A 12,006-nucleotide genomic window follows, 5' to 3' on the forward strand; every position below is an offset into this window, starting at 1 on the left:
ATCGACATGCGGCTCCGCACCGGTGATGGCTCAGGCCATGACTGTTTTTGCGGGGCTTTTGCATGCATGTGAACAGCAAGAAAGAAGGGAACGTATTTTGTCCAATAAAGAAACATTCCTTAAAGGCACGCTTATTTTAGCCGCTGCCGCCCTGGTGGCCAGAGTGCTTGGTCTGGTACAGCGTGTTCCATTGGAGCATTTGCTCGGTTCTGTGGGGAACGCCTCGTTTACCATTGCGAACAACGCTTATCTGATGCTGCTCACAGTGGCTACAGCCGGCATTCCTAGTACATTAAGCAAAATGGTGTCAGAACGCTATGCGCTGAACCGGCCTTCGGAAGCGCGACGTGTGTATCATGCGGCTTTGTTATTCGCGGCTGCGGCAGGCATTATTATCACGGTGGTGCTGTATTTTGGAGCGCCTTATTTTGCCGAGCAGATAGCAGGGGTTCCACAGTCCGCTTTGGCTATTCAGGCTTTGGCACCAGCCTTGTTGCTGTTTCCTGCCATTGCCATGATGCGCGGGTACTTCCAAGGGCGAGGTAATATGACCGCAGGTGGTATATCACAAATTGTGGAGCAGGTTGCACGGGTGGCGACCGCTATTTTACTTGCTTTTATTATTTTGAAGCTGGGTTACGGAGACCGTGAGGTTGCGGCCGGGGCATCCTTTGGGGGTGTCATGGGGAGTATTGGCGCTCTGGCGGTTATGCTGTACTATACGGTGAAATTGCGTCGCCAGGATCGCCGGGATCGACAAGAGCAATTCCAGGAGGAAAGCTCAGCGCTGCCGATGCTGCGCATTTACAAAGACATTTTTACGCTGTCCATCCCCATTGTATTGTCGTCCCTGACCGTTCCGGCGGTCAATTTTATTGATACGTCGATTGTGGTTAGATTGCTGTCCGGCCAGATTGGATTGGATCAGGCCACCACCCAATTGGGTTATTTAGGTTCTCGGGCGCAAAGTGTAGCAGGCATTCCGCCAATTTTGGCTATTGCGCTCAGCCAATCGCTCATACCGATCATTTCAGCGGCTTTTGCCCGCAAGGATGAGCGCCATTTGCAAAATCAGATGACGCTGGCCTTGCGTATCTCGATTTTGACTGGAATGCCGATTGTGCTGGCTTTATTTGTAACCGCCTATTCCATTAATGGCTTACTGTTCAGCTCGCTTGGAGGCAGTGGAATTATCGCCGTTTTGACACTCGGAACGATATTCCAGATTACCATGATGACGTCCAACTCGATTTTGATCGGTATGGGCAAGCCGCGTATTTCGATGGTGAATGTTATGGTCGGTATCGTGGTTAAGTTTGTGGCGAGCTGGCTGCTGGCTGGCTGGTTTGGAATTTACGGCATCATTGCCGCGACCGGATTATGCTTCCTCGTGATTACGCTGTTGAATTTGCGTGTGCTCAAAGGGATCGTTTCCTTTTCCATTATGGGCCGTCGCTGGGCAGGCTTTTTGACCGCAGTCGTAGTCTCGGGAGCTATCGGATACGGTGTAAATGAAGCCTGCATTTTGCTGGTGCATCTTATGCCTGCACGTGTGGCCTTCTTTATCGCATGCTGTATCGCCGGAGCGGTTGTACTGGTATGTTACCTGATTCTGCTGGTTGTGCTGGGTGTGCTTCGGAGAGACGAGCTCGGCAATTATCCACGTATATTGCAAAAGGTACTGCGTCCACTGATGCGTCTTCAGCGTGAGTCTACAGGACAAAAAGGCTAAGAAGCATAGATAGCTTTCGGCTTTGTTAGTGGAAAGGCCGCAGGTTGGCATGGGTGTCGTGGGCCATTGCTGTTTTTTGGATGCCGTGGCGATGCTCATGCCGTATAGCAAATAACAGCGGTCGTTTTGGCTCGCTCAGATGCCCGAGCGTAGAGCCGTCCTGAAACCAGTCGTAACGGGGAATTGGATCATAAGTCGTATCGGACCAGACGGCGTTCAATTCCGGGCTGTACAGACGTTGTCCTGGCGGCAGCCATTCATGTGCTAAAAGCGTTGCGCTCTCTTCCGGAGAACGCAACGCTTTTTGTTCGTTCGGGGTAAACAGCCCGGGCCAATAGTCGCTGCGTGAACCCGTATGCGGCACGCTGGTAACGAATGCTGACACTTGATCCAGCACCTGCTGGTGACCGAACAGCATGGCATAAAGGCTTTTCCCAAAGCCGATTCGCTCGTCCAAATGGCTAAAACGCTCCATCACAAGTCCCGCGAGTCCGCCGTTCAACCCAAGTGGGAATATAACCTGGTTGAGCTGAAGCCAATCATGCAAATAAAAGCCTGGCTTGTGTATTACAAACTTTTGAAAATATGGATCTTTCACAACACGACCCTCAATATAGTTTTGTTCGTTAATAATGAGAGCGACGGTCAATAGAGAGCTATCACGCCAAGCCCAGAAACGTTCCCAAAAGGGTCTCATGAATGGCGATACGTGAAAATAGGGCAATAAATGAAAACAGCTTCGGCCCAAATGACGGCTGTGCATGTAAAGTTGCAGTTGTGGATAAGCGTCCTGAAAAATAAGGGCGTTGCAGCGCTCCAGTAGCCGATATAGCCACTCCTTTTCCTGCTCGCTGAACAGATTACCGATCAGGCTGCCTTTGAGATCGGTCATATTATAACCGCCATTGCGAGAAACCAGATGAGCCAGTAGTGCCCAATGCAATTCCGGATAGCCACGATAGCATTCGAGGTAAGCAGCAGTTCGTGTGATGTTGCTGCGATTCTCGTACGCGGTAGTGTTTTTGATCTGCTCCAGCAGCTCACAGTCTGTTTCGCATAAGGGCATATTCAGAGAAGAGGGACGCGTAGCCGGTCCGTTCGTCACCATTAGCGCTTCGGCTTCATCCATTGCAGCCTGTGCACCGTGATAATCCCATGGCAGCTCACGCAGTGGATAACGCAACTTGCGGGATTCGATCCAGGCCGTCCGTTTGCCCTCCCAAGCTTCTTCCGCAACACGAGGAACAGAACCGAGTAGCTTTAGCCCGCCTTGAATTTGCTTTGTTGCTGCATGAAACCATTCGGTAAGAGACATGTCTTGATAACCTCCTTTCGCGATATTCAGGTAGCATGTATTAGTATGTCCAAAACCGTACTCATCTTATCAAAAGCGCTGTTTGGCGTTACAATAGAGGAGTAAGCTCTTTTTACAACCGAATCTAAGGAGGAAAAATGTATGCAAAAAATCGTCTCTCATGAAGACTTTAATAAGGCAATATCAACTCCCGGCGTAACGGTGGCTGTGTTTAAGGCGGACTGGTGTGGAGATTGTCATTTTATTGATCCGTTTATGCCTGATGTAGAGCAACAATATGCAGACAAGCTTACATTAATTGAAATTGATGTTGAGCAGGCCGAAAGCGTCAGCCAAGAGCAAAATGTATTGGGTATTCCCAGCTTTATCGCTTACAGCGAAGGGCGCGAGCTGGTACGTCTGGTAAACAGATTGCGTAAATCCCGTGAGGAAATCGAGCAATTTTTGGATCGGGCTGTTGAAGTTCACGCTAACTTGGCAAAATAATAGATGCTGTACATGCATGATGGCTCCAAAGGGAACCGTAATCATCAGGACAATCAGAAAACCGCTTCCTGCCAAAGGAGGCGGTTTTCTTACGGACACGTTCACATTTTGTCAACAAAACGCGTATGTCAAGGAACGATATATCAGTTATAATTACTTTAAGTGATCATTTCACAACATATGGAGTGAATAAATATTATATTTGGAAGGATACGGGTGAGTTCTTTGAATAACAAAATCAGAATATTAAAGTGGCTGGCACTCGTAACATGTATAGTCATGTTTTTGGCGACCTTCGGTGGAGGTGTCGTGACGCGGACCGATTCGGGACTGGGCTGTGGACGGGAATTCCCGCTTTGCAATGGTAAGCTGGTTCCGGCACATACGATCGCATCCATTATTGAATTTACTCATCGCTCTGTTAGCGCTATGGCCGGGTTGCTTTCTGTCGCCTCCTTTGTCGGCTTTTTGTTGTTTATGAAGCATCGGAAGGATTTACAGTTATTCTCGCTGTTAACGCTTATGTTTGTCATCATACAGGGAGCAATGGGGGCGTTGGCTGTTTTGTTTTCCCAATCGGCTGCAGTCATGGGATTGCATTTCGGCTTTGCGCTTATTGCTTTTGCCAGTGCGACCATGATGACGCTGGGGGCCTGGAAGGAGCATGCAGATTCACGTTATACTCCGCGCTTGGTCACTGGACCTGTCAGCCGGGGCTATCGTAACTTTATCTGGCTATCGACGATTTATACGTATATTGCTGTCTATTCGGGTGCACTGCTCAGTCACTCGGTAATCCAGAAGGTTGTAAATCTCGGCGGTATTATATCTCCGCTGCTGCTGCATCAGATTTCGTCCGGGCTATTATTCGTCATTATTCTGGCCGTAGGCCACTACTCGTACCGCTACCATCCGAAGCATCGGGATATTCGTGTATTGGGCGTTGTTTCGGTAGTGTTAATCATGCTTCAAGTGGTTATTGGGATTAGCTTGCTGTATTTCACCAGACCTGAAATTTACATGTTTGTTGTGTTGGGACATATGCTGGTGATTGCCACATTGTTCTCCATTTTGTGTTATTTGAGCTATCGGGTATGGCAATTGTCCCCGGATCGCAACCTTGTTCCGGCCCAAACCCAACGTACCTAAGCATTTCTTGGATAGCAGTCAAACGGATATTTTGCTCAAGGGGCGTTTAAACACGTATAATAGCATATAAGAAACAAACCAGGCCCACGAGTTTCTCGAGGGCTTGATTTGCTTAGGAGGAGTCGTCCAGTTGATCTACCAGAATTTGCGCCAATTTATTGAAGCGCTGCGTAAAGAAAATCATCTTAAAATTATAGAAGCGCCTGTTGATCCTTATTTGGAGCTGGCCGAGATTCATCGGAGAGTCATCGAGGAAGAAGGACCGGCACTGCTGTTCACGAATGTAAAAGGAACCCCGTTTCCGGTAGCTAGTAATCTGTTTGGTACGAATAGACGTGTAGATATGGCTTTTGGTCCTCGTCCGGAGCAATTGATGGATGCGATTGTTGGAGCGACCAAAACATTGCTCCCACCTACCCCTAAAGCTTTATGGAATGAACGTGGCCTGATTAAGGACATGCTAAAAGTAGGACTGAAAACGGTATCCCATAGCGAGGCTCCTGTATTGGGGGTTCGGCGGACAGATGCTCCGCTGGCTCCATTGCCTAGAGTGACGAGTTGGCATGAGGATGGGGGGCCGTTCATTACGCTTCCGCTCGTATATACTGAGAAGCCGGGGCATTCCAAGGATCATAACCTCGGTATGTACCGTATTCAGATTTATGACGATCAGACGACAGGAATTCACTGGCAAATTCATAAAGGCGGTGGCTTTCATTATCATGAAGCCGAACTGCGTAATGAGCCATTGCCTACGACGATAATCATCGGTGGACCGCCTGCTCTGATTGCATCTGCGATTGCTCCGGCACCAGAGAACCTGCCCGAGCTGTTGCTCGCTTCGCTTATTATGGGAGGCAAGCTGCCGATGACAGAAGACCCGCTCGGTGGTCACCGAATTCCGGCAGAGGCCGAATTTGCGATCAGTGGCTATGTACCGCCTCATGAACGCCGTCCGGAAGGACCGTTTGGCGATCATTTTGGCTACTACTCATTACAGCATGATTTCCCTGTATTTCATGTTAAGCATATGTATCACCGCAAGGATGCCATTTATCCGGCAACCATTGTAGGTAAACCACGTCAGGAGGATTACTATCTCGGCGAATTTTTACAGCGTCTGTTATCGCCTGCCTATCCGCTTGTGATGCCCTCAGTCAAATCCTTATGGGCTTATGCGGAAACGGGCGTACATGCGCTGGCAGCGGCCGTTGTGCGTGAAAGCTATTCCCGTGAAGCGCTGGTATCTGGCTTTACCATTTTGGGCCAAGGCCAATTGTCATTAACCAAATTCCTGATGCTAACAGATCGGGTTATTGACTTATCCGATTTTAACCTGCTGCTGGAAACGATTCTGGAGCGATTTAATCCAGCAAGGGATTTGTTCATTTTCAATCATACGTCCCACGATACACTTGATTATACGGGCCGCAAGCTGAATCATGGCAGTAAAGCGATCTTGATGGGCGTAGGCGAGCCGATACGTGAATTGCCTCGTACCTATGAGGGAGGAGACCTGCCGGGTATTCGCGAAATTAAGCCGTACTGCGGAGGCTGTCTCGTTGTATCAGGTGCGTCCTTTGAGCAAGAACCGGAATTGGCGGCGCGTGTATTGGAACGATTGGCGGAGGTTGAGCAAGAATGGCCACTGGTCTTTATCGTGGATGATGCCAAAGAAGTGGTTCGCTCACAAGCCTCCTTCCTTTGGACGGTATTTACTCGTTTTAACCCGGCTACGGATATGTACGCCGACAGCGAGGTGCGTTTGCATCATCTGAACTATAAGCTGCCGATTGTAGTAGATGCGCGTATGAAGCCGGGATACCCGGATGAAGTGTTGCCGCGTGAGGATATTGTTAAGCTTGTAGATCAACGGTGGACGAGTTATTTCGCTTGACGCCCTAATCAATCTAACAACCGGATTTTACATTTATAAGGAGGCGTGAGCATGATACGCAAGCTGCTGGGCGAGCCGCCACGTGAGAGCAAAGGCGTCCTGCTGGATGCCATGAATAGCATGTCAGACATGTTAAATCTGCTGGAGCGGCAAATTCAAGCCAGTGGTGATCCGACCCACGATTTTCGTAAAGCAGATATTTTGACACGCGGTTTGATGTCCTCTCTGGATGAGCTGGAGCAGAGCTATCATGCTGCCGCCTTTTTCCGTATGAAAGTGAAGGCCGGATACGCTGAAGATATGAGCGAGGATGAAAAATCCGACTATGCATTGTATGTTTTCTTTTATAAGGATGGGTTTGTGCGGGTATTCTCCATTCTAGATAAGCTGGGTAACTGGCTGAATGATCTGTATGATTTAAAAACAGGGCAGTATAAGGCGCATTATTCGTATTTTACCGTGCTGCGGCAGCTCAAGTATCTCAAAATGCATCCTGTATTGACCGATAATTTGATTGATATTAAGGACACATACGCCGATGCCGTCAATCGCCTGCGTAAGCGTCGAAATACGGAGATACACTATATGAATACGGAAATGCAGGATGATCTCTGGCAACGGCATCGTGCTTTGTACGGCAAGATACAACTGGAAGATCTGGATCATCATCTGGAGGATTTGCAGCAGGGCTTGGAAATGGTGTGCCGGTCGCTATCAAACGCTTTTTCTTATACAGCGAAACAATGGGAGAACCGTGCAGTGCGTCCATAATTATGTTAGAAAATATCCTTTGACAAAGCCATGTAAACTATCTATACTGAAATCTAGTTTCAGAAAAATGCTTGAATTATGATTTTAAATACAAACTTAACGGACAGCTAAAGCTGGAGTTTAACATATTTTTCTTATCCAGAGAGGTGGAGGGACTGGCCCGATGAAGCCCGGCAACCCGTTCTTTCCCGGTATAACACACCGGGAGGGGACATGATGGTGCTAATTCCTACAAAACCGCTAGAGTTATAGCGTTTTTGACAGATGAGAAAAGGTTCGCATAGCGGGGCCCTTTTCATTCTGTGAAAGGGGCTCTTTTTGTATAAATAGCTCAATTTGTGTACACAAATTGAGAGATTATACATCCTAGAGATGAAAGCTGATTAAAAGGGTAAGAAGAATGAAGGGGGTCGCAGCACATTGATAGAGCTTAAGCAACTAACCAAGCATTATGGCAAAGGGAACCGACGCGTTAGTGCGCTGTCCGGGTTGAATCTTTCTATAAAGCGTGGAGAAATATTTGGAGTTATTGGTCACTCCGGAGCAGGGAAGAGCACACTGATTCGCTGTATTAATTTATTGGAACGTCCCACTTCAGGTGAAGTATGGGTGGACGGCGTGAATCTCACCACTGTGAGTCAAGCCCAGTTACAGAAGCAGCGCCGAAAAATCGGAATGATTTTTCAGCATTTTAATTTGTTATCATCGGCGACGGTATATGACAATATTGCATTTCCGTTGCGTCTGGTGAACACGCCCAAGCAGCAGGTGGACAAGAAAGTTCGAGAATTACTGGAGCTGGTGGGTCTGGAAGAACACAGTGGAAAATATCCTTCACAGCTCTCAGGGGGACAAAAGCAGCGGGTAGGTATTGCGCGGGCGCTTGCCAGTGATCCTCATGTATTGCTGTGCGACGAGGCTACCTCAGCGCTTGATCCACAGACCACAGGTTCGATTCTCAAATTGCTATTGGATATTAATCAGCGCTTTGATTTGACCATCGTGCTGATTACGCATGAAATGCATGTCATTCAAAGCATATGTGATCGAGTCGGCGTGATTCATCAGGGCGACATTGTGGAGCAGGGTCCGGTGGCGGAAGTGTTCTTGAAGCCACAGCACCAGGTAACCAAGGACTTTATCCAACGGGAGTCTGAGCATGCCGAGGAATTGCAGGCAGCAATTGCGGCCGCGGGTGGCGGCGAATCGGCGCAGGTAGTACGAATTTCTTTCTTGGGCAGCAAAACGTACGATGCGATTCTTTCGCGTACGGCCCGTAAGACCGGCGTCGATTTTGCGATTTTGCAGGGAACCATCTCCACCATCAAAAACGTACCCTATGGACAGCTCATCGTTCGTTTTGAAGGAAATCAGGAGGATATTGAGCATACGCTGCGTGAAGTGTCCGGGCAAGGACTTGATGTGGAGGTGATCGGACAATGAGCGAACTCGATTTTTCGCAAGTGAGTTGGGAAGAACTATGGAATTCTACGGTGGAGACCCTTCAGATGCTTGGGGCATCCGCGCTGTTCACCCTTATTATTGGCTTGCCACTTGGTATACTATTGTTTCTGGCGAGTCGCTCTTCGTTGACTCTGATGAAGGTGGTATACATTGTACTATCATTCATCGTTAACATTCTGCGTTCTGTACCATTTATCATTTTGATCGTTGCACTTATTCCTTTTACACGATCGTTGGTAGGCACCTCGACCGGGGTGCTGGGTACCATTCCGCCATTGGTCATCGGGGCTGCCCCTTTCTTCGCACGTCTTGTCGAAACATCGCTGCGTGAAGTGGACAAGGGCGTCATTGAGGCCGCGCAAGCTATGGGCGCCTCAACTGGGCAAATCATCCGCCGGGTGCTGTTGCGTGAGGCACTGCCGGGATTGCTCGCCGCATTAACTATTACCGTCGTTACACTCGTATCCTATACGGCGATGTCCGGTATGATCGGGGGCGGTGGTCTGGGTACGCTGGCTATCAACTACGGTTATTACCGTTATGAAACGGCTGTAATGATCGTTGCCGTCGTGCTGATGATCGTACTGGTACAACTGCTGCAAATGGCAGGGGATCGTCTGGTACGGCATTATACTCGAAAATAGGGAAACCATATAGATATCCTTATTGATCAGGCATCTGAATCCTGAACATTACAAACTATTGGAGGGGTAATAACATGAAGAAATGGGTATTGGCCGTATTAAGCTTGACATTAATTGCGGTGCTGGCTGCTTGCGGCACGAAGAGCACGACATCTGATGCATCAAAAACAACTGGAAATACGGGCGGTGCACCTCGCGAAATTGAGCTGAAAGTAGGCGCTTCTCCTGTGCCGCATGCGGAAATTTTGGAATCGATCAAACCTCAGTTGGAAAAAGAGGGTATTCGTCTTCAAGTCGTTCAGTTTAACGATTACGTACAACCCAACGTACAATTGTTCGACAAGCAGCTGGATGCAAACTTCTACCAACATGTACCTTACCTGAATGTAATGAACAAAGAGCGTAAAATGAATCTGGTGTCTGTAGGTGCGGTTCATCTGGAGCCATTCGGTATCTACTCCCAAAAATATAAAAAACTTGATGAAATTCTAGATGGCGCAACCGTAGCTATTCCGAACGATGCAACCAATGGAGGTCGTGCATTGCTGCTGTTAGCCAAACAAGGTCTGATCAAGCTGAAAGACGAGAGCAGCATCGAAGCTACCGTAAAAGATATTACTGAAAACCCGAAAAACCTGGAATTCAAGACTTTGGAAGCGGCAATGCTGCCACGTCAGTTGCCTGAAGTGGACATTGCACTGATCAACACGAACTATGCTCTGGAAGCGAAGCTGAATCCAACCAAGGATGCATTGGCACTGGAAGACAAGGATTCCCCATATGCGAACGTTTTGGTTGCACGTCCTGATAATAAAGATTCCGAAGCGATTCAAAAGCTGATGAAGGCTTTGCAATCAGCGGAAGTTAAAAAATTCATTGAAGATAAATACCAAGGCGCGATTATCCCGGCATTTTAAGTAGGGAGCGTAAGCACGTTGAACAACGCAAACCCCAGATCTCTTGAACAAGAGGACTGGGGTTCTTTTTGTCTGGAAGTTGTAGGCGGAGCCTAAATATTTTATACTTGGGGGTGACCGTTCTCTGTGAAGAGGAGGAAAACTGTTGAGAGACAAAGTCGCACTCATAACAGGCAGTGCTAAAGGATTAGGCAAGATGACCGCTCTACGTCTGGCTGATGAAGGCTGTGATATTGCGCTGAATTATGTGCATAGCCAAGCTGAAGCCGGTGAGCTAAAGCGTGTGATCGAGTCTAAGGGAGTACGCTGCCTTTCTTTACAAGGAGATATCTCCATTCAGGAGGATATCACGAGGCTGATCGGCGAGGTCGAGGATCGGCTGGGTGGTGTAGATATTATGGTGAACAATGCCGGACCGTTCATCCGGGAACGTCGTCTGTTTGCGGATTACAGTGTAGCCGAGATTCATGCCATGATACAGGGGAATCTGGTCGGCACAATGCTACTGGATCATCTGGTATTGCCTCATATGCGTAGTCGGCAATGGGGACGTATTATTCATTTTGGCTTTGGTCATGCTGGAGAAGCGAGGGCTTGGCCGCATCGTGCTGCCTATGCAGCCGCCAAGGTGGGGCTGGTGTCTTTCACAAAGTCACTGGCTGTGGAGGAAGCTCCGTATGGCATTACGGTAAATATGATTTGTCCCGGGGATATCCGAGGAGCGAATAAGGAAATGTCTATCGCCGACGTCATCGGCATGCAGGATAAAGAGACACCACGTGGACGTCCGGGGAGTGGAGAGGACATTGCGCGAGTGATCGCCTATTTGTGTGAGGAACACTCGGATTTTATAACAGGCAATATTATGGATGTGTCGGGAGGGCTGGACCCGATTCGGCCGACCATCTAAGAGCTAGAGTCTAGAGCAGTTGTAGCACACAAAAAAGAGTCTTGAGCTTCGTTACCGAAGTCAAGACTCTCATGATCATTATGCAACAAGCATTAGAATACTTGTACCACTTCTTGGACGCCGTCGACTTCTTCGAGAAGAGCGCGCTCAATCCCTGCTTTCAGCGTGATTGTGGAACTTGGGCAACTACCGCAAGCGCCTACCAGCTTCAGCTTAACGATGCCGTCTTCAACGTCAACCAGCTCAACGTCGCCGCCATCGCGTTGCAGGAACGGACGGAGCTTATCCAGTACATCTGCTACTTCGTCATACATTTGAACGCTTTGTGTTTCGCTCATTAGAATTCAACTCCTTTCCTATACCTTACTTATTATATTACAAAGCGGGCCAAATTAAAATGCCCGTCAGCCAAAGCAGGTGAAAAAATGTTAAGACCTATCATCGAATTTTGCACCAGCAATATGCATTTTGGCACCGATGAAATTATGTCCAAGCTGGAGCAAAATCCGGATTATGATGTAATCGAATACGGCTGCCTTAGCAATTGTGGTCAGTGTAATGCCGAACCCTATGCGATGGTCAACGGCGAGATTGTTTCTGCAGATTCAGCAGAGCTGCTGTATGAAGTAATTATAAACAAGATCAAGGAAGCCGAGGCATGGGATCAGCTTGATTTGGATTGAAATGCAAGAAGACCTGCTCTGGGAGCGGGTCTTCTTGT

The 12,006-nt window shown here is 48.3% G+C and carries 12 protein-coding genes and 1 riboswitch; of the genes, 10 read left to right on the forward strand and 2 right to left on the reverse strand.

Going from position 1 to position 12,006, the window contains the following annotated elements; genetic code table 11:
• Positions 1-97: 97 nt before the first annotated feature.
• Complete coding sequence (locus LCF57_RS16895) at positions 98-1,732, forward strand: polysaccharide biosynthesis protein (RefSeq protein ID WP_226001880.1); 1,635 nt, start codon at positions 98-100, stop codon at positions 1,730-1,732.
• Between the two features lie 25 nt (positions 1,733-1,757).
• Here LCF57_RS16895 and LCF57_RS16900 read toward each other — a convergent pair whose 3' ends face one another.
• The gene (locus LCF57_RS16900) at positions 1,758-3,047 is read right to left on the reverse strand and encodes a DUF2515 family protein (RefSeq protein WP_226001732.1); all 1,290 of its coding nucleotides are present in this window, start codon (positions 3,045-3,047) and stop codon (positions 1,758-1,760) included.
• Between the two features lie 141 nt (positions 3,048-3,188).
• On the opposite strand from LCF57_RS16900, the gene LCF57_RS16905 reads away from it, so the two are divergent.
• The 8 genes from LCF57_RS16905 to LCF57_RS16940 all read left to right on the forward strand — a co-directional run bounded on the left by LCF57_RS16905 (position 3,189) and on the right by LCF57_RS16940 (position 11,285).
• Positions 3,189-3,533, forward strand: coding sequence for a thioredoxin family protein (locus LCF57_RS16905; RefSeq protein WP_013372917.1), 345 nt, complete (start codon positions 3,189-3,191; stop codon positions 3,531-3,533).
• Positions 3,534-3,749: 216 nt separating this feature from the next.
• Complete coding sequence (locus LCF57_RS16910) at positions 3,750-4,682, forward strand: COX15/CtaA family protein (RefSeq protein ID WP_226001733.1); 933 nt, start codon at positions 3,750-3,752, stop codon at positions 4,680-4,682.
• A gap of 130 nt (positions 4,683-4,812) precedes the next feature.
• The gene (locus LCF57_RS16915; protein ID WP_226001734.1) at positions 4,813-6,579 is read left to right on the forward strand and encodes a UbiD family decarboxylase; all 1,767 of its coding nucleotides are present in this window, start codon (positions 4,813-4,815) and stop codon (positions 6,577-6,579) included.
• Positions 6,580-6,630: 51 nt separating this feature from the next.
• The gene (locus LCF57_RS16920) at positions 6,631-7,350 is read left to right on the forward strand and encodes a Cthe_2314 family HEPN domain-containing protein (protein WP_226001735.1); all 720 of its coding nucleotides are present in this window, start codon (positions 6,631-6,633) and stop codon (positions 7,348-7,350) included.
• A gap of 131 nt (positions 7,351-7,481) precedes the next feature.
• A riboswitch (SAM riboswitch) is annotated at positions 7,482-7,621 on the forward strand.
• A gap of 149 nt (positions 7,622-7,770) precedes the next feature.
• The gene (locus LCF57_RS16925) at positions 7,771-8,793 is read left to right on the forward strand and encodes a methionine ABC transporter ATP-binding protein (protein ID WP_226001736.1); all 1,023 of its coding nucleotides are present in this window, start codon (positions 7,771-7,773) and stop codon (positions 8,791-8,793) included.
• Complete coding sequence (locus LCF57_RS16930) at positions 8,790-9,458, forward strand: methionine ABC transporter permease (protein WP_226001737.1); 669 nt, start codon at positions 8,790-8,792, stop codon at positions 9,456-9,458. Before LCF57_RS16925 ends, LCF57_RS16930 begins: the two co-directional genes overlap by 4 nt.
• A gap of 74 nt (positions 9,459-9,532) precedes the next feature.
• On the forward strand, positions 9,533-10,375 hold the full coding sequence (locus tag LCF57_RS16935; protein WP_226001738.1) for a MetQ/NlpA family ABC transporter substrate-binding protein: 843 nt from the start codon (positions 9,533-9,535) through the stop codon (positions 10,373-10,375).
• Between the two features lie 145 nt (positions 10,376-10,520).
• Complete coding sequence (locus tag LCF57_RS16940) at positions 10,521-11,285, forward strand: SDR family oxidoreductase (protein ID WP_226001739.1); 765 nt, start codon at positions 10,521-10,523, stop codon at positions 11,283-11,285.
• Between the two features lie 92 nt (positions 11,286-11,377).
• Here the strand turns inward: LCF57_RS16940 and LCF57_RS16945 are convergent, their stop codons facing one another.
• Positions 11,378-11,623: a NifU family protein gene (locus LCF57_RS16945; protein ID WP_013311836.1), complete on the reverse strand. Its 246-nt coding sequence runs from the start codon at positions 11,621-11,623 to the stop codon at positions 11,378-11,380.
• A gap of 87 nt (positions 11,624-11,710) precedes the next feature.
• Between LCF57_RS16945 and LCF57_RS16950 the strand changes: the two genes are divergently transcribed.
• The gene (locus tag LCF57_RS16950; protein WP_010346654.1) at positions 11,711-11,968 is read left to right on the forward strand and encodes a YuzB family protein; all 258 of its coding nucleotides are present in this window, start codon (positions 11,711-11,713) and stop codon (positions 11,966-11,968) included.
• The last annotated feature ends 38 nt before the right edge of the window (positions 11,969-12,006 follow it).

Source organism: Paenibacillus sp. BJ-4, assembly GCF_020404765.1.
GTDB lineage: Bacteria > Bacillota > Bacilli > Paenibacillales > Paenibacillaceae > Paenibacillus.